This window comes from Fructobacillus sp. EFB-N1 (assembly GCF_001038455.1).
GTDB classification, from domain to species: Bacteria; Bacillota; Bacilli; order Lactobacillales; family Lactobacillaceae; genus Fructobacillus; species Fructobacillus cardui.
In genome coordinates this window covers 1-22719 of record NZ_LDUY01000025.1, presented here as the reverse complement: position 1 = coordinate 22719, position 22719 = coordinate 1, and the positions used below count along the sequence as shown (strand labels likewise).

The window sequence follows — 22719 nt, the reverse complement described above, 5'->3', positions numbered from 1 at the left end:
TCCAAATGCCAGGAACTGAATCATAGTCAGTCGTGGCCATATGGTGAATCACGATCTTATTAACCGAGTTACCCTGCCGTCCCTGAGTGAAGTTAGGGAACGACTGGAATCCGTATTGTGTTGCTAATCCTGATACTGTCATGTTCTTCCTCCTTATTTGTTCAACTCTGCAATTGCTTTTTCGACATAGCTTTCAATTTCGGCTTGGGTGAACTTCCCAGCCAATTTGTTATTAGCAATTCGTGATGTTAAATCATCTACTGCCTTCTTTCGATTTGGCAACGTGTTCAAGTCTGAATTAACCAATGCCGCTACCGCTTGGTTCGCCCATTCAGTAGCCGTCTTAACGTGTTCGTTGCGTGTGTGTGCCTTGATGTAGTTATTAAATTTGTAAATAGGCGTGGCAAATACAATAATCATCATCAAGCCGAAAGTAAGCAGTGATTGTGCGTCTGTAAAATTCATAAATTCCTCCAAATAAAAAAGAAGACTATTGTTAGTCTTCTTGATGTGATGTTTTTTCTAGAACGGTAATTCGTGTCTCGTGGTTATCTACTCGTTCATCAATTCGTTTAACGTCTGATTGTATCAATTTCAACGTTGAATTTAACCCGGCAAAACTCTCGTTTAATCGTTCCATTGAGCTTGTCAGTGGCTTAATAACCACGTATTTCAGCCCATAAGATAACGCCGTGATTGATGAAGAAATGATGCCAACGAGGCTCGCCCATTTGTCAATTTCCCAATTCTGCATTTAGCCCCCTTTATTCTGCATAATCCTCGTTGGTTAGTTCCTTGTATTCATCATTCGTGATGTATTCATATTTCACGCAAGAATGAACAAAAGCCTTATCCACGTATTGTGGGTACAATCCTTTTACCATATCAAACATTAGTAGCACCTCCCGTCACCGCTGTTGTTGACTGTGATGCAGACTGACTAGCTGGTTGTACTACATTCGATTGCTTAGCTAGTTGAGCAGTCAATGAGGCGATTTGTGCTTTGTTCATTTCTGACTCAGCCTTCAATTGCACAATCAGTTGCAACAATTGTGCTAACTGTTGCTGGTTTGGGTCTACCTGTTGCTGGGCGTTTTTCTTTTGCTCGGCCAAGTAATCTTCCATCGACTGGCCTGTCCATGAATTAGTTGATGGATTCCATACTGGATTAATCAGTCCTGATGGTTCAACTTCCGTTGAGTTATCGACCTGTTCATGCACCGCACCAGGAATGAATGCGTAAGTTTGCGGGTCATATTTGAAATACCATTTGCTTGTATCTACCGTTTGTTGTGTGTTATCTGTATTTTCTGCCATTTCTATCCTCCTTATTCTGGGTAATCATCTTTTGTAAACCAAATATCAGAACCATCTGCGTCATGATATGTTCCACCAGAATTATTACCGTCATTCCAGCGGTTATAAATTCTACCGTCTTCACCCAAATTCATATCGTGTAAATTAGCGTCAATCACAAATTTGATACTAGTACCGAAACTAGGACGAAATCCAACAGGAATACTACCATCGAACAATGACCAAGGCGAAATGGTAACACCACGTCCACCGAAATTTGCTTTAACTAATGTTCCAATGCGGTATAAATCCACCTGTAAATTAGGCTGTAATGTTACTTGAGCGTGGTAAACCTTTTGCCTTGGGTTAACCTTCAAATTGCCATTAACTGTCAAATCATTAACGGTCTGGTTATTAGCAGGATTTAAACTATTAGCAACATCAGCATTTTTTGCCGAATCAGCACTATTCGCATGTGTTGCATTGTCAGCTTGTGTTGCTGAATCAGCCTTACCTTGTAATCCGTTAGGGGCTACAATCTTTTGGTCAAATGTATTGACCCCCTTAAATTCGTTATCATTCGCCTTTTTAGCAAACAAATCAGAATTGTATTGGTCGTTCAAATTTCCAATCGTGACTTTGAGCGCTTCGACAGCGTTTTCAACTGATGTCAAACTAGTAGTAGTGGTTGACAATCGTTGATTAGTGTCATCAATCAAACTCTGTACGCTATCGATAAAAATTTGTGATTGGGTCTGTGTGACAATCATCGTGTTAGCAATCACTTGGAACGACACAGGAATTGTTGAAATGACCTTATCCGAATAAGAAATTTGGATATAAGCGTCTTCTACAGCACCGCTCGCCTGATAAAACTCTTTTGGAATAATCATAGAAAAACGACCAACAGAAATTCCTGTCTGGTCGTTAATCGTTGATGTTGCCTTAATCACTCCTTGAGCGTCTTTTGCGAAAAGAGCAATGGTTTTGCCTTCAAGGTTGAACGGCGAAGTACCATCTTTAATTTGAAAAAACACCTCACGGTTTGCATCCCCTTGACGACCGTTCAATTGGTCAACCAAGGTGGATTGATTGGTGTTTAAGTTTGTGTTTAACTCGGCATATGTTCGTGCCATAATTCCTCCTTATTATTTTGCGAGAACGTTGTTTTCAACCAAAATTGCTTTTAGTTGATTCAACAGTGTCTGCATTTCTTGTAATTTATTACTGTAATATCCTGACAATTCTTGACCATCGATTACATAAAAATTCGCAAAATCAACCGGCTGTAAATCGTTTCCATCATTGTCCGCAAAGCCGTTTTTGTTGGTCAATGTAATCAACCAATTCACACAACTGTGTGAAAAATCTAAATCATTATAAATCTGTCGATAGTCGTTCACATCATAGCGTGAATAGCTATCATTGAATGAAATCTCTGGAAATTCTTCAACCAATCCGATACCAACCAAACCGTTCAACAACTCATCATAAGACACTTTTAGCTGTTTGAATTGATTGATAACGTTTAAAAAACTCATGATTGCCCTCCTTCCTGAATTTGTATCAATTTAGATGTTGAAAGGCGACCATTATTATCAACTGATAAGAACCACACCGAACCGTCTGGACTTTTAAGCGTGGTTATTTCGTTATCCACCTTTTGCAAATCGTCCTTAGTGGCGTATTTATCAAGTTCTGACGTTTTAGCATATCCAGATAAATCGACTTTTGGAATTTGACTGATAGCCGTGGTTAAGTCGGTTGTCTTAGCAAAAATAGCCAATTTATCGTCTAAGCCATCGACTGCTTTGACGTGGGTCTTCACATATGCCCGATTACCGTTGGCGTCAGGATATTGCACAATTGGTGTATCAGTCATTTTCGCTTACCTTTCCGACCGTCCATATATTGAATGAAAAGCCTTTATTGCTATTGTTATTTAATTGGATATTGGCCAACTTCTTAGCGTTAGCGTTAAACGAATCTAAGAAATTTTGTTTCGTATTGTTCAACGTAACTTGCATATTGTTCTTCAAGAACGGCGTATCGACAATTGAGACAACCTGCAATTTTGTCGTGATTCCATTTTCTGGAATAACCAAAGTCCAAATGTCACCCATATGCACGTCGTTTTCTTGCACTTTGACAGTCAATGTCAAATTAGGTACTGTGACCATCTTGGCTTTGGCACTGGCAATATTGGGTCCAGTGTTGTTGTTTTTGTCGTTTTCGACTCGTTCACCATCTCGAATACCCCACTGTTTTATTGAGTCATCGTCTGTGACATAGAACGGGTCAAACTGTGGTGTTTCGTTAGTTGATACAACCTGGACACGATTGACAATGCCAGAAGAATCATACTGTAACTGCACGTCACTTGTATTGTTTCGATAGAAAAACTGTCTACCTACATCATTGGTCCAATTGGCTTCACTGTATAAGTTAACAGTGTAGTTATCCGGAACAATGGCATACACATTGAACGTTGAAGCAATGGTACTTAGGCCATCCGTGATGGAACAATTTCCAAAATCAGTAATAGTGTGGGAACTATTCAAATTACCAACCACGTTGAACGAATACCCAGTAATTTCACCGGTTAAAAACTGCAAAGCCGACTGAATCGTATACGAAACATCCCCTTTTTGTACGGTATTCTGCCGGCGGTTGTTAAGCTGGTAAAAGACATGAGTAGCTGTGATTTGAACGGTGTGTACACCGCCAGAATAGCCGTCTGTTGACTGTTTGATGATATACTCTTGCCCTGCCCAAAACACGCTGTTTTCAACTGTTAAGAGACTAAAAGCAAGGCTCTCATCATCGTATGCTGTAAACGCAATCTGATAACTACTGTTCTTCTCCCAAGTGGTTTGCAACGTTGAAAAGTCAAGCGATGGCACTGGTACGGTCGTTGTCTGGTCTCTTGATCGCACCACCAACTTGTCTCGACTATTCAATTAAAAGTACAAGAACGGGAACGACACCGTGACGTCAACATTCGATAGACCAGTTACCGTAATGTTGTTATCGCCACGGGCTAGAATGATATGGCCAAAGTCCGTATCAATTCCGCCCTGTGTGCCGTTTTTATCGAGTGTAATGCCGTTCATGGTCAATGTGTCTGAATTACCCAACCCGGCGTTAGCAGTGAAGCTAGTGCCGTTTGTATTATTGGTTAAGGTCACATTTTGACCTGTTCCCTTAATCGTCCAAGTCAATTGATGGTGCTGGATATAGGGGTCTATTTCCAGGTCGCTTGGGTTGAAAACGTTGAAGTTATTACTATTAAAATGGTAACTGGGCAGATTGTCCAAATCCAAGTTCATACCAAAAGACAACTTATTTTGGTTATCAGCCAGCTCATCACTATTGAACGGGGTCAACTTTGTCCCGCTAATAATCGTAAATGCTAAATCAATTTTGGCATCATCACTGTTCGCCAGTGGGTTGATGTCGGTTGGATTAGCCAACACCCATACCGCCTTACCCGGGTCATCACTCGACCTAATCCGAATTGGCACTCGTGCATACAACTCACGTTGTAGTGCCGATTTCGCCAAATTGAACTCTGAACGATTGCCGGCCTTGATAAAAAAAGAAGCAACCGCCGTTGAACTATTGAAAGACACTGTCTGCAATAGTTGGCCATCACTTCCCTGGATTGAATTATAAGTCGGGGTCAATTGGGGCGCCCCGACATTTAGCTCTAAAAAATGCACAGAAGTCAATTTATCTGACAAATTAAATTCGTCATGACCTTTGCGCATCACGTAGAAATCTGACATTTATTCCTCCTAAATTGATTGATAATTGCGAATGGTATTATCGCGGGCCATTTGCTCATAGATGGCCTTTAAACCACTGTTTTGTGATCCAGCACTTAACTGTTCTTTATTAACGCCTAAAATCATACTTAGCAGTGTAATCATTTGGTCTAACTTACCAACAACTTCTGAATTATCAGTTGTATTCTGACTAGACTGTCCATCACGGGCGGCCATTGCTACTGCTGTCTTGCCAAGCAGTTCAAAACCACGAGCCGACTTCATAGAATCAAGCGGAATAATCATCTCCGGCTTGTTTCCTTCGGCAATTTGTGCAATTTGATGACGTGATACTAGACCACCATTTGCATAACCGTGTCCTTCACCAATGCCTGACATGTTCATGCCGTAACGGTTTTTAATGTAGGCAATAGCAGCCAACAAGTTGTCGTATCCGTTAAAGATATTCTTGTGACCAGGGAAGGCATAACGATTAAATGTTGCGCTAATCGTCTGCATCAATCCCTTAGCTAAGTCACCAGTCTTCGTGTTAATGTCCGTATAGCCACCTTGAACAGCTTTTTCGTTCCCGCTAGATTCGGTACTGATTTGCTTCAAGATTTTATTGACCGCCCACGATTCGGTGATCATGCCGTTTTCTTTCAGCGCGTCAATAACTTGGTCGCGCCAACGTTGTACTCCTGTACCACTCGGTGCGTTGCGTCCGAGACTAGGCTTAATCGCTTCGAGTCCTTTTTTAAACCAGTCAGCAATTGGCTTGTACAAGTTATCGAAGACCCCGTGAGCCATGTCGCCAAAACTATGCAAACCATCGTACATCCCCTTGGTGCCCTTGATAATCAAATCAGTCACATTCTTAAGTGGGTCCTTCAAGAATTTAGTGACCATTTCGTACTTGTCACCGACCCATTCACCGACACCTTTGGCAGCACTAACCACACTGCCAACAATTCCACCGTTAGCGTATTTCTCAACCCCAGCGGCCTTCATGATTTGCTTGGTTTGGTCACCGTTATAGATACGAGTACCAACCGGCAATGGCAATATATGATCACGCTTATTGGACATCTTAAGCTGACCATTCGGGAGTTGGATAAGTTCCTTCCAATTCTCACCCTTACCATCATTAACCATTGACATACGGGTTTCAACGACACCACCACGTTCAAACTTAACCGGCTTCAAATGATGAACACTGGTTTCATGACCAGTAAAGAACTTCCAAACAGAATCGATGGCGTCAATACCACCGTTTATGATAGAAAGAACGCCGTTGATACCATCTTGTGCAAATCCTTTAATATCCTTCCAGATACCGCCGAAGAAGTCAGATAGTCCAGACCACATTCCGTTCCAAGTGCTACCAATTTTGTCAAGAACGCCTTTAATGACGTCGTGCATGCCGTTAATCGTGTTAGAAATGAACTTCGACATGCCTTTCCAAATGTTGCCAAAGAATGAACTAACACCATTCCAAACGCTGTTCCAGATGTTAGAAATTGACTTGATAGTATCAGATATAATATCTTCAAACCATTTAATTACTGGCTTAAAGAATGATTGGATTCCTTTCCAAATATCAATGAAAAAACCGGAGAATGGTTTCAGCAAATTAACAAATGTTTTGAACCCAGCCTTCGTCATGTCCCATATTCCACTAAAGAATATGCCAATTTGACGTAATACACCGCCGAAAAATGAAGTGAATATCTTGATATATCCACTCACTATTTTTCCAACGTCTTTTCCCACAGCTTTAAAATTACCAGTGAACAAATGATAAACAAGTTTCATCGAGTTAGTAATAACTTTTACTACCCCTGACAAAACACCAATAACTGTTATAAAGATATTAGCAATTGTCTTCGCCATTGGTTTTATTGCAGCGATCAAAACGGAAATAGCAATTCTAATTGTTGCAAAAACTCCAGCGAACGCAGCACCCAATGGAATTAAAGCAACAACCAAGATAGTCTTAAAAACAGTTGAAATTACCTTACCAACCGTTTGTATTTCTTTTTTGTGTTGTTTCAAGAATTTGTTAATTCCGGAAAAAGCTTTTTTAAATTCTTTTCCTAAGTCAGATAAATCTTTTTTGATTGGTTTCATCTGATTGTTAAATTCTTTTTTTATATCTTTGAAAACTTTTCCTAAGTCAGATAAATCTTTTTTGATTGATTTCATCTGATTGTTAAATTCTTTTTTTATATCTTTGAAAGCTTTTCCTAAGTTTTTATTAATCCATTTTCCTATGTCAGATAATGTTTTCTTTACCTCTTTAAACTTATTTTTAATGCCTTTGGTTGTATTAGTGACATCTTTATTAATATCACCAAATGAACCCCTTGATTCTTTGACAGTATCTTTAAATATTCCTTTGACATCTTTCATTGAAGAGCCAAACTCTTTTCCAATTGATTTTCCAACATTTGATAATGACTTACCAATTGTTTTTCCAACACCTCCGAACATCTTCTTAAAATTATTTACGAATGATGACGTTTTCTTCAGTGTGTCATCAAACACTCTTTTAGAATTTTTAACTAGCGGATTGAAAAATTTTCCAATTTTTTTAGGAAGACTTCCTAACACTTTTTTACTTGAATTTACAAACGAATTAACATGCTTTAAAGTATCGTCAAATTTTTTCTTTGATTTATTAGCTAATGGGCTAAAGGCCTTACCAACAAATTTACCAATTTTCGAAATTTGTTTATTGGAGCTTTCCAATAATTTTCCAAACATCTTTTTACTAGAGTCAGCGAATGCAGTAAATTGTTTTTTAGCTTCATCAAATCCCTTTTTGGAATTTTTAACCAAAGGTTCAAATGTTTTACTTACTTCGTTTCCAATTGTTTCAAACGATTTTTTTACCGATTGTGATAGTTTGTTTACGTTATTTTTAAACTTATTATTATGCTTATACAACAACGAAAACGTTCCCACAACTGGGTTTAATATAAACAAACCAATTTGTTTCCAATCCTTCTTGAAAAAATCGATTGCTTTTTTAGCAACTTTTACAATGCTTCCAATCGTATTATCAACGAAAGTTTTAAACTTCTTATTGTTTTTGTAAAGCAGTGCAAAACCAGCTACTAAGGCTGTAACTGCAATAATAATTTCTGGTATACCGGAAGCCCAAAGAGCAGAATCAAAGGCGTATTGCGAAGCTGTAGCCAACATTGTAGATTCACGTAATTTTTTAAATCCATCGGCCACCTTAGTAACAATTAGTGAGTCTTTCATTATGGTAGATAATTTGGACCAAGCAACAACGACTTGAGAAGCAAACATCATTCCTTTAACTGCTGCAACAACACCAAAAATCGAACCAGCTAAGATTTTAAATGTCGTTTTGTGTTTAGTAGCAAGTTCACCAGCTTTCATCAACATTGGGACAAGTATTTTCAGCATCATTCCGCCCGTAGAAAGCGCAGATCCTCCTACCGTTTTTATTCCTTGGGCAAGCTTAATAATGTCATCAGAATGTTTAGCTACATAGTCGCCAAAATGTTGGACACCATTAGTCAATTTCACCATAGTGTTATTGGCAAATTCGTCAAAGTCCTTACTCTTAAACGATTTACCAAATGCTGACGTAATGGTATTGAACGTCTTGCTTAATTGTTGGCCAAAATTGTCAAACAGCTTAACCGTTCGGTCATCAGCCACCCAATCAGACACAGCTTTAAACAGCGGGTTTTTTGTTTCCAATAACGGTCTTGTAATTGACCCTGCCAACACATGGCTTTGCGCCTTGATTCGACGTTGCATACCAGTAAATGTAGACATCATGTTTTCACTGGCGTCTTTGTATTTATCACCTAATTCATTAATAACGTTAGTGGCATCTTGAGCGGAAATCTTGCCATCAGACATTTGTTTCCGCAATTGTTCCATCGTTAAATTAGAATTATGCTGAACTTCCTTTTCATATTCCAACAGTTTTTCGCCATACATTGGCAACTGGTCAGAAATCATGTTGAAGTCGCCCAACTGCAACCTCGAAGACGACATCATATGAGTGAAGTTGAGACCCAATCGTTCAACTTCTTCGTTATTCATTCCCAACGTATCAGCCAGTGTTAACATGGAACCAGTTAGCTTTTCTGTTGGCTCTTTCTGGTTGAAAACATGATAGAACTGTTGTTGCAATTCATTTACGACATCGTTTGATTGGCCAAACGCCTTAGACATGGAGTTAATGGAGTTAACCATGTCCTGTCCTTTTTCGGCAGAACCGGTCAATGTATTCCAAGTGGCACCCATGACCTGTTGCTCTTTGTTGAAATCAGTACCAGCTTTTAACGTGTCAACCAAATGAGCTTTCGATGAGGCCAATCCATTAATAAACGCAGCAGAAACAATGTTAGCCCCGAAAACTTTACCAAATAAATGACCGCTCTTGTTCACACGCTCATTCATTTTAGCTAATCGCTCGTTGACTTTATCAAGACTAGACGTGTTGATTTTAATACCATGGCTATTCATGGTTCGAATCTCTGAATTAGCCTCAGCAATTTTGGCCTTCATTTGAGCAACACGAAGTTCTTGTTTTTTGTAAGCTTCCGAGTTTTTATCGCCAGACGAAGCCAACTTATCCAGTTCAGCCTGTTGTATCTTCAAGATACCATTCAGGCTCTCACGATTCTTGGCTAACCCTTCCAGCTTTACCTTGTTAGCTTCGTGTTCTTTGCCTTCAGCCTTTAACTGTTTGACATTGGCTTCAGTCAATTCGGTGTTGTGCTTAATGTCGTCGTTAAGCTTAGCCATACCTGACGATTGGTACTTATAGGACTGTTCCGCCCTATCCAATTGGCCATTGTAACTGTTTAACTGCCGTTCAGCTTTCGCCAATTCAGCCGTCAACATTCCTTGCAACTTTTGGCCTTTTTCCGTCGATGTATTGGTATTTTCCAACGCCTGCTTCAACGATTCAACCTTAGTTGTCTGTTTTTCAACAGCGGTTGTCAAGCCTTCATATTTGGCTTTTGAAGCGCCTAACTGGTCACCAGCGGACCTCATTTGTGCTTCTTGAACCTTCCACTCGTTTGTTGACTTCTTGACGTCATCAGTGAATTCTTTCAACGTCTTGGAAGCCGAAGTTGTATCAAGAGATAGCTTGGTCGCCATCTCATTTGTGATTTTAGCCATTTATACCTCCTTTCCTTGCTGCTCTTCCGTCAGATTATCTGGATCAATACCAATCTCTTTCAAGAACGCATTTCGAGACAATGGACGGTCTTCTTTAGACTTAGCGTTCATAACTTCCATCATTAAAAAGTAGTCTTGCTCTTCATACTCTTCTGGCATGACGTGCAGGTTAACCATTGCCTGCTGTTCGTTGTACGCCAAGTCCTTGAGCGCATTATCTAAGTAGTCATAGCGCTCGCTTAAGCTTTTAAACTGTCATCACCAGCCTTTTCAGCTTTGGAACCAGTGACTTCTTCAGCAAGTTTCATGGCAAATTCCATTACTTCGTCCAAGTCCTTTTCTTCGTCAATCTTTTCAACTTGTTTGTCACTCAGTTTCAACGTTTCAGCAATGTATCGAGTGGCTGTATCCGCCATTTCAATCATGCTGCCCATGTTTTGGTCGTTAAGTTCCAACGCTTCAAGACTATCCATGTCTTCAATGGCGTCGTTCTTCTTTTCGTTGCGCTTCTGGTCCAATTGCACCTTGTTCAGCGAGCGCAAGAATGCAATCGCCTTCTTAAAATTCTTGGTAGTGGTCTTAACTTCCACCTTCTTTGCTTGTCCCAACAGTTCCTTAACATCAATTTTTACTGACATACTATATCTCCTTGTGTTGTTTAGTTTTTGGCGCCCTTTTGGGCATAATAAAAAGCCGTCCAAAGACGACTTGTAAAATTAATTAGATGATGAAGTTGGTGCTGGTGTTGACGGAGCTGATACCGCCGTTCCAGTAGCTGATGGGAAAATGTCGTTGAACATCTTCTGCTTGTCGAAGTTTGGAAGCCATGAGAAATAACGCTTACCAAATCCATCATCGCCACGTTCCAAATGACCGAACGTCAAAACGTCCTGTGTCCGCTTTTCAGCAGTATCGTTCGTTGCGACGTTTTCTGATGCTTCTGTGACAATACCTTGGAAGAATCCAAAGTAGACTGCTTCTTGGTCGTCAAACGCATCTGCTGACTCTACCAACAAAGCAATTCGGTTGTTAGAGTTTGCCTTACCATTGATAGTAAAGCCACCTCGACTATCTGGCGCAGCACCCAACATCCGTTGCTTAACTTCTGCTGGAACATGGTTAACCGTCAATACAGTTTGGGCGTTACCCTTAGCGGCTGATTTGTAAACCAGCTTGTTTGAACCATAAATGTCTGACAAAGCACCTTGCAAGTTTGTCATGTTGGCTGATGCAATACCCATAGATGAAGACTGGTCAATCATGAATACACCGCTCGTGTCTGACGCATCACCATTGATACCGTTGACACCAGTGATTACCTTGCCGTCTTCACCAATACGGGCAACCCATGCCCGCCCAATTCCTAATGTAGCCATTTAAATACCTCTTTCTGTCTTTGAGACAATAATTGTTTGATAATCTTGGAATGTGTCGGGGTCTTGAACACGACCTCGAACATTTGAAATTACATATCCGTTTGAAATTAAAAAGCGCATCAAATCTAACTCAACCGAGTCATAATCCAATGTGCTTTTTGTGCTATAAAAAACTTGAATTTCTAAGTCATACTGCATGTTTTGGAATGTGTTTGACCCGAAATCTTTAATTTGTTGTGTGCTATCCGTAATAAAAATAAACGTGCTGTCCGATGGTGCGCTCGATGGAATAGATTTGACGTATACCCTGTCTGCCCAACCGAAACGCCCGTTTAACATCTTGTATAAATTACTTAATACAGTCATTTTTTGGCCTTTCTCAATTGAATATCAGACAGCTTCTTGGCCATTGCTTCGTTCGCCGCTCCTTGAAATTCGATAAAACCTTTATCGATAAAGTGAGTCGGCGCTTTCTTGACCGTTCCATCGTTCACAAAACGAGCAATTCGAGCATGGTTAACACCATCTTTGCCTTTTTTTGCAAAGCCAAAACCAGTATGACCATCTTCTGGTTCACCCTGAATTGGTCCAATCTCGAAGCTATCCTTCAGATGGTCAATTCGTCCATGTTTGCGTCTGCCGTTGTACGGCGTAACCGATGGCATGTTTTCTTTCAGAACGTTAGCGCCACTTTTCGTAACCTCTTCTCGCTCTTCAACTGTCAAATTAACTAAACCACCTAATTGGTTCAACATGCCATTCATTTGATTTTCAAAATCACTCATGGCTTATCCACCTCCTTCAACGTCAACAAGTCAAAGGTGTCACGCAACGAACGGTTATCCGGACTAAAAATGACGAACCGATAGACAATTCCGTCAATTCGTACCTGCATGTTCGGCTTGATTTCGGGGTCGTGTCGTACGACAATCTGCCTCGTATCAGTTTTAGTTACACCCAACAATTGATACTGTTGATTGAACGTCTGATTACGCCAGCCAAACCAACGGGAAAACGAATAAGTGAACTTATCTTCCGGGTTGCCGTTCGTCTCATTCGGGACAGAATCGACATAACCAAATTCGCACCGGTCAGTAAACTCATTTGGATTTATCTGCATTCTTCGCCTCCTCGAACAACAAATATTCGCCACGTAATTGGCCAATAATCGACTCAACCGCAACGTCTACTGGATAAGACTGAACCAATGATAACGACGTTCTAAACGTGTAATAACTACTTGCAAGGGCAATTACTGCCGTCTCGAATAGTGGTGCTACCCGTTCTTCTGTGTAGAAATCATCATAATCATATCCAATAGCATTCTTAATATAAGATTCGGCAGCAGTTGAATAACCCGTTAGCAACGTATCGTCAGCACTGCTATCAATCCTTAAGGACAGCTTCAACTTATCAATTGATACTAGCATTGTGTCCTCCTATTAGCCGCCCCATTCTGATTGGGTACTGTTTATTTATCCGGCGACTGAAATTGATTACTTACCTGTTGGAGCGGCTGCCGTACCGTTGAATTGTTGGTCTGCCAATGCAGCAAATGAAGCAACTACATAGGCGTCTGAATCAGTTGGCTGTACATCGAAACGGTCGATGACACGCAACTTAGTGGTGTCAGTTTCAAATGAACCAGCACCAATGTTCGTTGTCTGAATCGTCATGTCTTCGCGGTCAAATAACGTAACCGCTTGGTCCAATGCACCGAAGTACAATGGGTGATTTCCTGAAATGTCAGGCAACCAACGGTTTGAAACTACCTTCAACTGATGTCCCAAGATAGTGTATTGATCTGGTTGAGTTGGGTCTTGTTCCAACAAATACTTACCAGTAGCGGTCTTAACCTTGCTCAAAGCAACCCAACCAGCTTGGTTCGTCACAAATGATGACAACATGTGGATGGCAGGGTCGAGTTGTCCCATCAAATCCTTAATGTCATCAAACTTGGCAACTGTTGCCTTCTTAGGCGCTTGGTTCAATTGGTTGATGATGGCTTGATTACGAGTAACAACGACCTTGCGTGATACCCAAGTCGTCAACCATCCCATGATGTTTTCAGCAGTATCTTTCAACAATGAGTTAGTGACTGTTTGAATACCTGCATAACGCTTGATAAGATACTTAACCATCGTCAAGTGTGGTTCATCAATTTCGCTAATTGTTGCATCATCTGCATCCAAGTTTTGCAATGGCGTAATGTCTGTCCACTTTTCATACACACGAGAACCTGACAACGTGCCGACTGTTTCAACCTTGACCAGTTCCTGCAATGATTCGTATTGACGAACCAAGAGATGGATTTGAGTCTGGATGTCTTGCGGAATTGTCAATCCTGCATTAGTACCAGAACCATCAGTTGTTGAGTTAACGGAGTTCAAAAAACGTGGATTGCCAGTGATCATGTCCTTGAAATCTTGAACGAATGAAGCCTTTACGTCTTCTTCCTTCTTAGTCAATGGTTCTGCCTTCGTGTTCATCACTTCCAATGCTTGTGCATCTTGGGCTTGTTCCAAGTTTTGCTTTGCCAAGTCACGCTTAGCAATTGCGTTGTCGATTTGGTTCTTCACTTCAGCCACTTCGTCGGCTGTGACCTCATCGTTGATGGCCATTGCTTGCGCCTTGGCCTGCAAGTCTGATACCTTTTGCCCGGCATCAGTAAATACCTTGTTCAGTTCATTAATGTTCATACACTTTCTCCTTAAATTTGTCCTAACAAAATAGCCGCCTTCTGATTTCGTAAATCAGATAAGCGACTATCACTTGTTTCTTCAGTTGTTGATTTTTCCGTCTTTTCTGACGGGTCTTGTTCGACTACTGGTTCTTCGACCTGCTCGTGTTGTTCTTCCAAATCAGCCTTCGCTTTCAAATTCATGAACTTGGCTACTGCTGATTTTGGAATAATATCAGTCACGGCGTTGGCAACCTGCAACGTTGGTTCTTCAGCGAACATAATGTTGTCTGCAAATCCTTTGTCAACGGCATCCTTTGCACCAATCCATGTCTCATTAGACATCATGTTCAACAATTGTCCTTGGTCAATGCCGGTTTTTTCCTCATAAGCTGAAGCAATCGACTGGTCAATTCCTGACAGTGCGTTGATTTGCTTCCCTAAGTCGTCCTTATTACCTTGGGCAACCGTTGAAGCCTGATGAATCATGATTTGGGCTGTCGGACTAATGTTGACTGTATCACCAGCCATCGCGATAACTGAAGCGGCCGATGCGGCCAATCCTTGAATATTGACAACAATATTATTAGGTGCAGAACGTAACATCGTATAAATTTCAGAAGCGGCAAATACATCGCCACCGTTTGACGCAATGTTGACGGTCACATCGTCATTGTCATTCGCCTCATCAATTGCAGCACTAACTGTATTAGGTGAGATTGAATTCATGCCGAAGTAGTCGTACATCGTCGCTGTATCGTTATCTACAACCGGGCCCTTCACATCAATAGTTGTCATTAGCTTTCCTCCTTTCCACCAGCGCTTGGTGGTTCTGCTGGCACAACATACTCGGGCATGTCTTCTGGCAAATATCCCGAGTTCTTCAGCAACCACTGTGCTTGTTCTGGTGAGAGTGTTCCATATTGTGAGAGTAATTGGATATTAGAGGCGAAGTCGTTGTTCAGTGGATCGAGTGCAGGCTTCAAATCAATTGATACCTTCGCACCCAACTTATTAGATAGTTCAGACGTGATTGAATTGGCGAATCGCATCAATGCCTTGGCGTATTCACCGCCAATCATATTAAGAGACGATTGTTGGTCTCCTTGCCCATTCAAAACAGAATCAGGTACACCATATACCTTGGCAATCTGTGTCCCCGTCCAATCCGTTTGCGACAATAGCTTTGACACATCATTCTTAACTTCCAATGGCGAATAATCAGACAAATTGTCCAGCACAATTGGTCCGCCGTTTGATTCGTTAATCTGTTGCATGAACTTTCGTGAAGCCGCAGCACGGGTTTTATCATTTAGCAGACCCATATCCATCTTCAAAATTCCAGGCGACAGAACCGACTGCGTTAACGCGTTCAATGTCAGCTTGTTTGAATTGTCCTTAATCTTAAATTCGTTGGACAAAGCACTAAGTGGACTTATACTAGTAGCCCCACCGTTCTGGCTCATCATTCTAAAATGAATCATATCGTTAGCTGGAATTGCTTCCTTGTAGCCAACCAATGGACTGTCGAATGAAGCGTTATAATAAACGCCCGAAAAGTCTTCTAACGCGTAAATTGTCACTTGGCTTGGACGCAAATACTCCCAACGCATATCATTCCCGTTGACGTTGCGCCATCGATAGATGAATGCTTCGCCACCTAACAGCAATTGCGCAAATACCGACTGCCAAAACGCGTGACTGTTTGACCAATTATTCGTTGGATTATCAATCATCGCCTGCGACTGTTTTTTATTAGCATTCAACTTCGACGTCGCTAAATCTGAACTCAATTGATAGATAACCGAGTATACATCAGAATTTTCCAGTGCTTTTTCTGCCGTCACATACTTATTGTCACTATTATCAACGTTCAGATAATTGATGACATCACCGTCTGTAAATCCAATTTCAACACCACCAGGAACCGACAATCCATTTTGAAAGTTCGGCGTAAAAAGTGGCATTATTCATTTCCTCCTTTCATTTGATACGCCAGCAATTCACTTGCCAGCGCAACCAAAAACGAAGTGATCGCAATACTTAGAAATCCCCATCGATTTCCAAAAGAAAACGCGAAAATATTGATGAAAATCATCGAAATCGTGAAAAAAATGACATCAAAAAAGCGCCATATAGGCGCTAATAGTTGTTTAATCATGTATATATCTCCTAAATCATTCCTGATTCGTTTAGTAAGAACTCTAACTTTTGTTCATCCGTCATTCGTTCATACTGTTGGTTCGGGTCATTGACCGTTGAAAAGCTCTCAAAATGATACATTGCCTGATACATGGCATCAATAATGGCATCGACCACATCAATTTTTAGCGTTGCCTTAGCCTTATCGACTTGAATACCAATCTTGTCTTCAACAATTTGGGCATTTATCAGTGCCTTTTCCATGATTTTGTCGTCAAATCGTGTCAGCGAACCTTCCACCATGGACGACTGCAGGAACTTAGTTGGGTCTTTCAACTCACTAGTTCGTTGACGAACCGCCAACAGTGGCCATGAGCTATTGGATTCTAGCTGTTTGATGGCTGGTGTCGCACCCCAGGCATCGTAACCAAAGAACACAACGTCCAATCGATGGTCTTCAACAAACTCACGCATCCATTGATATACTTGGTCAGAATTAATCAGCCCTTGCGGATGACTTGTGATTGTACAATATCCCAGTTCTGCAAGGTGTCGATAATCAAGTCCGTCTTGCTTTTCCTTTGCCTCAATCGAACCCGCTTTCTCCCAAGGAATAAAACTGTGTTGGTAAACGTGCCACTTGTGTTCACCATTCTCTTCGTAAGGAAAGACAAAACCAATAGCCGTGTTATCTGAGAACATTGAGTAATCAAAACCCATGTAGACTTGGCGACCATCAATATCAAAACTTGGAACAATCGACTTCTCAATGTCGGCCAATTTCAAGAACGAGTTAGTTGATTCTTGTAGCCACATGTTCAAGTTTTTATTCTGAAAGTCTGAAATCGTTCCAGATAAGGCGTCAGAATCTCGTTTATCTGTAAGTCCACTTAGCAGATTATCTCTTTGACTAGGCAAACCCAATAATGGATTCGACTTCATCCACGTTTCTGGTTGAAACGTTTCATCAAGCCCATCTTGGGACCATATCAGTCCCAAATAAGTATCAGCATCACGTTTATAGTCTTGTTCCATTGCCTGTTGAATCATCTTTTGGTCTTCGTGAAAAGGAACGGACGGGTCTGGATAGGCCGTTGAGATTTGAATGAATTGGCGGTTTTTAACCTTAACCTGACCAGATACAATCTTGGAAATCCGTTCACGACTTTTGATTTCACCAATCTCATCAACAATCGCTGTTGTGAAATGATACGAATCATACTGACCAGACTCATGACTGATAGCACGAATAACATTGTTATGTTTCTTCATAATGATTTGGTCGTTTTGAATAGCCAACTCGCTTTCATCAGCAATCTTTTTAAACACCGATTCATGAGCAAGTGACTTCATCATGGTTTTAATATAGCCAAACAACTTAGTTGTCTGCTTCCAATTGATGGATGACACTAAAAAGTCCTGGTTTTCCAAACCGATCGATTCAATGAAGTAAGAGTAAGACATGACAATCGCCATCAGGTAAGTCTTGCCCTGTCCACGGGCTACCGAAACAATGGCACGACTGAAACGTTTACCATTTTCTTCATTGCGCCATGCTATCAACTGAGTTAGGATAAACTCTTGCCAATCCATCAGTTCTGTTGGCTCACCAGTGTCAACATTTGGACACATGGACGCGAATAGCAGAATCTGTTCCGCCTTTTTCATTGAATAATTAAATGGAAAGTCATCATCACCTTGGCGTTGCAAGTCTCGGATGTGGCGGAATGCTGCCAACTTCATCATATAGCCAGCAGTTACTTCTCCTTTTAAAACTTTGAAAGCATAGCGCGTGCCTTTGTCAGTATACTTACTTCTAATCTCGTCTGTATTCAATTGTTCGAACGCTTCGTCAACTTTATGCGAAACGGTTAAGTCGATTTTTTTCATCAGCTACCACCAAACAATTTCATAATTTCTTCAGTATCATCAGCACCATTGGACAGTTCGCCAAACAAAGCGCGACGACTCTTAGGTGATAGACCTAACTCTGAACCAATGCTGTTCAAATTCTTAACTGCATCGTTATAAATTTGTGTCATTGGATTTCGCTTATAGCCTTTGAAATCTTTTTCAATGACTTCACCGGCCGCGTTTTGGACGGATGTATAAATCGCCTGCACTTCACCGTGTTCTTGGATATGTTTGTAGGCATTTCGGTAGATTTCGTACTGTGTGCAATACAATTCAACCAAGTTAGCATCAACTCGAATCACTTCTGGATAGTCGCTTAAAAAATCGACTACCTTGCGCCAGGTTACCCCAGCTTGCCTTCCAAAATAGTCAGGCGGGTCTTTGCGCAAGCGCCCACTGTTGACGTTTTTATTCGATTTTTTAGGCATTCCCGCCCTCCTTTCTTTTCTGCTCGACCCCCTAGGGTAAAAAAGTTTAAAAATTCGATTTTTTTATAAGATGACGATATGTGAGAGCTCTCTTGTTATTAGAACGTTAGGGGGGGGTATTTTAAATTTAAAATCCGTTTTAGTGTAATTATACCGGCGTAATAAAAAAACGCTTAAAACGCCTGTTAGGCACGTTAAACGTCATTCATCATTTTATTGATTGTTTTAATGTCATTGATTGGACGCACAGACCTTAGCGTGTTGCCTTGACCTGTGCCATACCATCTTTGTTCCCATTTGGTCTTCTTGGTATGACAAGACGGACAGATAACCGCTAGGTTGTCGATGCTATCTTTCAAGTTGCTGTCAAACTCTACTGGCACAATGTGGTCCACAGTCTTGGCAGTCGTCACAATGTCGTTCACCAAACAATACTGGCACAGATAATGTTGTGACTCGAGTGTCAACTGTCGTAACTGTACCCATTGTTTTGTTCGATAGAACTTATACTGATCAATCTTATTCTCATCACGATTACGCACATGATGATTGTAGTGGTAGTTGTTACGCTTGGGTTTGGATTCATCCATTGCTAAATCTTGGTGTCGCTTGCAGTAGCGTGAATCAAACGCCACCATTGCATGACAACCATTTGCTCGACATCGTTTAACTCTTGGCATGACACAACCACCCCACTATCAACATCACTGCTAACACAATCAACGCTGCCTTTAATCCAAAGAACAACCAGACAATTACCAACGTCAGTGCTATGACATCGACCATCAGTTCAATCAGGAACAATGCTATAACGATTATTAATAAAGCTATTATCATTTGTCCAACCACCTCATATGCTTATGGTAATTAATCGCACCGTTTCGAAATCCTGCCCGCATGTTAGCGTGTCGATAATCGTGTTTGTCTGGTCGTTCATCAGTCACCGTAGCGAACTGTTTATTAACAGCGGTTGCCTGTTCTTTATGTCGTTGCATTCTAGTCTCTTTGTCTTCGTACATGGCATTTCCTCCAAATAAAAAGTGGCTATTTCCGTTTTGGAAACAACCACTGAAGTAAATAAAAAGAACTATTTCCAAAATGGAAACAGTTCGTTATGTACACAAAGAACATGATTAAGAATGCAACGCCAAAGTTTGACATTCACACTCCAAAGATCAATGCACACATTCTTACAATATCATCGTTTTTTGTGTGACCGTAGATGTAACAGCCGGTACAGCCTCCAACGTACAATGCCCATTGGCGGGCAAGTATGTAATGCAGGTAGCGACCCTGCCTACCGTCTCAAACCGAAACAAACGGATTAGATGTGCATGCAACATCGTTTTTAATCAATACGACTTACTTCATTCAAATACACGGCCATCAAGCTAATGTGTATAAGGCGCATATTGATACCGGGAATATGTACCGCCAGCCATTCCAGGCTGACTATTTTCTTCAAAGGATTCTAGGTTTTTCCGCACCTATCTATGTGCACTTATTCCGAAATAAGCACAATATCAATATACCATCTCAACCAACACCCTATCCCCACTGTTTTACTACTCAATTCCCACTGAACATGTAAGTTTTAAGAAACTTTCACTCCAAAGCGCGAATCTATAATAAGCAGTCTCCAACAACTTTTCGACGTTGCTTGGTGAATATCCAATCGTTTCGGCAATATCAAGAATGGGTAAGCATTTGAAATGGCGTAAATAAATCACGCGGGCATACCGGTCATCCATATTATTCAACGTCACACGTATCAATCTAATTGTTTCCTTGGCACTTTGATTACCAATCAATTCCACAACCGCTTTATCCACTCTGTTTCCGTCATCATGGCTCATTGGCATATCATTGATAACTGGTGAATGGTATAAGGAATCAGCGTTCGATACTTGTGCCAAATCCATCAAGTCTTTAAATTCGCTTGGCTTATTGACTGCAAGCGGATTGCCAAAGAAATCAGATACATTCTTAATTGTTCGCTCACGATCGTACCCCACACTATCCTCCTACTATTCTGTTACCGTTAGCTGGTTTTCAGCGATGAAACTGTCAGCCCCATGCTTGTCGGTCTCTTGAAATCCTTGTTCGCCAATTTTTTCAATCCGCCAAACGCCAAGAATTGAGTTGTACTCATACACATAGTATTGATTGCCGTCTTTGTCTTGATATTTATTCATTTTTACCGCCAAACTTAAATTCTCGAAGATACTTAAACATCAAATAAATAAACGCCCATACTACGCTTCCTGCTAACACCGTCAGTACTGCTGCAAACAGTACCAACAAATAAATTCCAACAGTACTAATCATCTACATACCCCGTTTAATATTTCCCAATACCCAAAACAACGTAACCATCTTTCTGCTCGTAATCCGTCATATAAATGATTTTTCTTAAAATCGTATCGGCTTCATGAACTGAACTAGTTTTATAAGGTTGTGATGCCCAAGCACTGTCTGTTTGCTTATAACAATTCAACTCGCTGTTATATCTAGAAAGGGCCAACAAATCGCCAACACGATAGTCTCTATCGTTCTTTCGAATTTCAAATGTTTTCACTCCGGTATCAACTAAATTGAAATATTTTTCGTCTAATTTAAGTTCATGTACCTTCATCACTTACTCCAAACTGACACGAAACGTCCATACAATGCTGTCATCAGATAGAACGCCATCGTCAACAACATTGGCAATGAACTTGCGGAATATCCAGCAGACAAAGCAGTAAACCAAAGCGCAATATTGACCACATCAGCCATCAACCACAATGTATAACTGTCACCATATCCTAGAAATACATAGATTGATGCAAACGCACCGATTACCAATGTCAATGAGTCCCATGCTGGGTTAGTGTCGCCTAACCAAGTGTAGACAACGATAAGTGGAATCCAGATAATGAACATCAATGCCACTGTTGACATCCAGCTGCCCAAGCTCAAATGCTTCACGCCGTTCTTGATACGGTGACCCCAATTCTTCCACGTCACAATCAGTGGAATATCAATCAATGCCACGAATACTAATTGATCCAATACACTGGCATAGTGTCCAGCCGTCCAATTGACATAGATGAATCCCAGTGCGCTAATAAGTCCAAGAAGACCATTGATAGGCTTGCTAATCATCATGTATACCGTACATGCCGACCCAACCAACGTGGCTACTAGCGTGATAATTGATAGCCCCGTAATAGGTGCGCCCAAGAACAGTGCCAACTGCACGCCGACCATAAATGCCAGCATAACCGCACCAGCGGTATTCAGTGACTTAATTTCTTGTTCTAACCATTTAACGTAATTTTTCATTGTTTTTCTCCTATACAAATAAGTGAATCAAGAACCCAAGAACCAACGTCCAAACAACCAACGTTGTTCCACCAATAGACTTTTTAAACTTAAAATCAATAGCTTCATGGCTGTCCTGATAAACAAGAGTGTTTAAATAGGATGGAGTATAAATTGAAAAATCAATCAGCAACACAATTCCAAATGATAACCAGTATCCAACATGAGGTGCACCAATTTGTGTTACATACCAGTTCCACATTGTCATGAATACAAGTGGTGTCATAAATAAATTAATAACTCCAAAAATATTTGTCATTGTTTTCATTTGTTTATCTGTCATAATTTTTTCTCTAACAGTTCTGGATTCTCGTGAATGTTGCCAATCACTTCAATGGTGTGCTTATCGTTAGCAGCCCAGTATTCTTGCCGAATAACTTTACCGCCAAAATTAATACAGTAACCATACTTTGGAATGTATTCGATGAATCCAACCTTGTCATCAGGAGATAAGATGACAACATGCAACTTTACAATATCGCCCTCATAAACTTCTTTTCCATTCTTGTCATGCAGGCCTGTGTATTGTTCCAAATCCCATTCGCTACCAACTTCGCCATGAATTTCATCAG

Annotated in this window: 32 protein-coding genes; all 32 read right to left on the bottom strand. The window is 40.8% G+C overall.

The genetic code is table 11. The annotated features are described in order from the left end of the window. Positions 1-153: 153 nt before the first annotated feature. A complete protein-coding gene (locus FEFB_RS06625) occupies positions 154-465 on the bottom strand; it encodes a phage holin, LLH family (RefSeq protein WP_047975459.1) in 312 nt (103 codons plus the stop codon). Positions 466-496: 31 nt separating this feature from the next. After that, positions 497-754 carry a hypothetical protein gene (locus FEFB_RS06620; RefSeq protein WP_047975458.1) on the bottom strand — a complete coding sequence of 86 codons (258 nt, stop codon included), beginning with the start codon at positions 752-754 and terminating at the stop codon, positions 497-499. Between the two features lie 10 nt (positions 755-764). Next, the gene (locus FEFB_RS08630; protein WP_152666246.1) at positions 765-893 is read right to left on the bottom strand and encodes an XkdX family protein; all 129 of its coding nucleotides are present in this window, start codon (positions 891-893) and stop codon (positions 765-767) included. Then, complete coding sequence (locus FEFB_RS06615; protein WP_047975457.1) at positions 886-1317, bottom strand: hypothetical protein; 432 nt, start codon at positions 1315-1317, stop codon at positions 886-888. Before FEFB_RS06615 ends, FEFB_RS08630 begins: the two co-directional genes overlap by 8 nt. Before the next feature lie 11 nt (positions 1318-1328). Then, positions 1329-2432 carry a BppU family phage baseplate upper protein gene (locus FEFB_RS08305; RefSeq protein ID WP_053068969.1) on the bottom strand — a complete coding sequence of 368 codons (1104 nt, stop codon included), beginning with the start codon at positions 2430-2432 and terminating at the stop codon, positions 1329-1331. 12 nt (positions 2433-2444) lie between these two features. Beyond that, the gene (locus FEFB_RS06605) at positions 2445-2837 is read right to left on the bottom strand and encodes a hypothetical protein (protein ID WP_047975456.1); all 393 of its coding nucleotides are present in this window, start codon (positions 2835-2837) and stop codon (positions 2445-2447) included. Then, positions 2834-3178 carry a hypothetical protein gene (locus tag FEFB_RS06600; RefSeq protein ID WP_047975455.1) on the bottom strand — a complete coding sequence of 115 codons (345 nt, stop codon included), beginning with the start codon at positions 3176-3178 and terminating at the stop codon, positions 2834-2836. The genes FEFB_RS06605 and FEFB_RS06600 overlap by 4 nt, the downstream gene beginning before the upstream one ends. After that, positions 3171-4235 carry a prophage endopeptidase tail family protein gene (locus tag FEFB_RS06595; RefSeq protein ID WP_161795103.1) on the bottom strand — a complete coding sequence of 355 codons (1065 nt, stop codon included), beginning with the start codon at positions 4233-4235 and terminating at the stop codon, positions 3171-3173. Before FEFB_RS06595 ends, FEFB_RS06600 begins: the two co-directional genes overlap by 8 nt. 21 nt (positions 4236-4256) lie before the next feature. Then, positions 4257-5084 carry a phage tail domain-containing protein gene (locus FEFB_RS08300; RefSeq protein ID WP_053068968.1) on the bottom strand — a complete coding sequence of 276 codons (828 nt, stop codon included), beginning with the start codon at positions 5082-5084 and terminating at the stop codon, positions 4257-4259. Between the two features lie 9 nt (positions 5085-5093). Next, positions 5094-9959 (bottom strand): tape measure protein, encoded by a 4866-nt coding sequence (locus FEFB_RS06585; protein WP_161795102.1) that lies wholly within the window; start codon positions 9957-9959, stop codon positions 5094-5096. A 282-nt stretch (positions 9960-10241) separates the two neighbouring features. After that, positions 10242-10442 carry a hypothetical protein gene (locus FEFB_RS08625; protein WP_152666245.1) on the bottom strand — a complete coding sequence of 67 codons (201 nt, stop codon included), beginning with the start codon at positions 10440-10442 and terminating at the stop codon, positions 10242-10244. Between the two features lie 38 nt (positions 10443-10480). After that, the gene (locus FEFB_RS06580) at positions 10481-10879 is read right to left on the bottom strand and encodes a phage tail tube assembly chaperone (RefSeq protein ID WP_047975452.1); all 399 of its coding nucleotides are present in this window, start codon (positions 10877-10879) and stop codon (positions 10481-10483) included. Positions 10880-10957: 78 nt separating this feature from the next. After that, the gene (locus FEFB_RS06575) at positions 10958-11617 is read right to left on the bottom strand and encodes a major tail protein (protein WP_047975451.1); all 660 of its coding nucleotides are present in this window, start codon (positions 11615-11617) and stop codon (positions 10958-10960) included. Next, positions 11618-11983, bottom strand: a complete 366-nt coding sequence (locus FEFB_RS06570) for a DUF806 family protein (protein WP_047975450.1) — start codon at positions 11981-11983, stop codon at positions 11618-11620. After that, positions 11980-12402, bottom strand: coding sequence for an HK97 gp10 family phage protein (locus tag FEFB_RS06565; RefSeq protein ID WP_053068967.1), 423 nt, complete (start codon positions 12400-12402; stop codon positions 11980-11982). The genes FEFB_RS06570 and FEFB_RS06565 overlap by 4 nt, the downstream gene beginning before the upstream one ends. Next, positions 12399-12737: a phage head closure protein gene (locus FEFB_RS06560; protein ID WP_047975449.1), complete on the bottom strand. Its 339-nt coding sequence runs from the start codon at positions 12735-12737 to the stop codon at positions 12399-12401. The genes FEFB_RS06565 and FEFB_RS06560 overlap by 4 nt, the downstream gene beginning before the upstream one ends. After that, on the bottom strand, positions 12718-13047 hold the full coding sequence (locus FEFB_RS06555) for a head-tail connector protein (RefSeq protein WP_047975448.1): 330 nt from the start codon (positions 13045-13047) through the stop codon (positions 12718-12720). Before FEFB_RS06555 ends, FEFB_RS06560 begins: the two co-directional genes overlap by 20 nt. A gap of 66 nt (positions 13048-13113) precedes the next feature. Beyond that, positions 13114-14316 (bottom strand): phage major capsid protein, encoded by a 1203-nt coding sequence (locus FEFB_RS06550; protein ID WP_047975447.1) that lies wholly within the window; start codon positions 14314-14316, stop codon positions 13114-13116. A gap of 11 nt (positions 14317-14327) precedes the next feature. Then, positions 14328-15095: a head maturation protease, ClpP-related gene (locus FEFB_RS06545; RefSeq protein WP_047975446.1), complete on the bottom strand. Its 768-nt coding sequence runs from the start codon at positions 15093-15095 to the stop codon at positions 14328-14330. Beyond that, a complete protein-coding gene (locus FEFB_RS06540) occupies positions 15095-16264 on the bottom strand; it encodes a phage portal protein (protein ID WP_047975445.1) in 1170 nt (389 codons plus the stop codon). The genes FEFB_RS06545 and FEFB_RS06540 overlap by 1 nt, the downstream gene beginning before the upstream one ends. Then, positions 16264-16458, bottom strand: coding sequence for a DUF1056 family protein (locus FEFB_RS06535; RefSeq protein WP_047975444.1), 195 nt, complete (start codon positions 16456-16458; stop codon positions 16264-16266). Before FEFB_RS06535 ends, FEFB_RS06540 begins: the two co-directional genes overlap by 1 nt. A gap of 11 nt (positions 16459-16469) precedes the next feature. After that, the gene (locus tag FEFB_RS06530; protein ID WP_047975443.1) at positions 16470-18329 is read right to left on the bottom strand and encodes a terminase large subunit; all 1860 of its coding nucleotides are present in this window, start codon (positions 18327-18329) and stop codon (positions 16470-16472) included. Continuing rightward, positions 18329-18781, bottom strand: coding sequence for a phage terminase small subunit P27 family (locus FEFB_RS06525; protein WP_047975442.1), 453 nt, complete (start codon positions 18779-18781; stop codon positions 18329-18331). Before FEFB_RS06525 ends, FEFB_RS06530 begins: the two co-directional genes overlap by 1 nt. 194 nt (positions 18782-18975) lie before the next feature. After that, positions 18976-19371 (bottom strand): HNH endonuclease, encoded by a 396-nt coding sequence (locus FEFB_RS06520; RefSeq protein WP_369795915.1) that lies wholly within the window; start codon positions 19369-19371, stop codon positions 18976-18978. A 243-nt stretch (positions 19372-19614) separates the two neighbouring features. Continuing rightward, a complete protein-coding gene (locus FEFB_RS08765) occupies positions 19615-19776 on the bottom strand; it encodes a hypothetical protein (protein WP_161795101.1) in 162 nt (53 codons plus the stop codon). Between the two features lie 570 nt (positions 19777-20346). After that, positions 20347-20796 (bottom strand): RNA polymerase sigma factor, encoded by a 450-nt coding sequence (locus tag FEFB_RS06510; protein ID WP_047975439.1) that lies wholly within the window; start codon positions 20794-20796, stop codon positions 20347-20349. Between the two features lie 12 nt (positions 20797-20808). Continuing rightward, a complete protein-coding gene (locus tag FEFB_RS08760) occupies positions 20809-20976 on the bottom strand; it encodes a hypothetical protein (protein ID WP_161795100.1) in 168 nt (55 codons plus the stop codon). Further along, entirely contained in the window at positions 20969-21109 is a 141-nt protein-coding gene (locus FEFB_RS08755; RefSeq protein ID WP_161795099.1) for a hypothetical protein, read from the bottom strand. The genes FEFB_RS08760 and FEFB_RS08755 overlap by 8 nt, the downstream gene beginning before the upstream one ends. Positions 21110-21122: 13 nt before the next feature. After that, complete coding sequence (locus tag FEFB_RS06505) at positions 21123-21416, bottom strand: DUF3850 domain-containing protein (protein WP_047975438.1); 294 nt, start codon at positions 21414-21416, stop codon at positions 21123-21125. Next, on the bottom strand, positions 21416-22108 hold the full coding sequence (gene pnuC / locus FEFB_RS06500; protein WP_047975437.1) for a nicotinamide riboside transporter PnuC: 693 nt from the start codon (positions 22106-22108) through the stop codon (positions 21416-21418). The genes FEFB_RS06505 and pnuC overlap by 1 nt, the downstream gene beginning before the upstream one ends. Before the next feature lie 10 nt (positions 22109-22118). Continuing rightward, positions 22119-22430 (bottom strand): hypothetical protein, encoded by a 312-nt coding sequence (locus FEFB_RS06495; RefSeq protein WP_047975436.1) that lies wholly within the window; start codon positions 22428-22430, stop codon positions 22119-22121. After that, positions 22427-22719 (bottom strand): YopX family protein (locus FEFB_RS06490; RefSeq protein ID WP_047975435.1); only part of this gene is annotated, 293 nt, incomplete at its 5' end. The genes FEFB_RS06495 and FEFB_RS06490, both read right to left, overlap by 4 nt.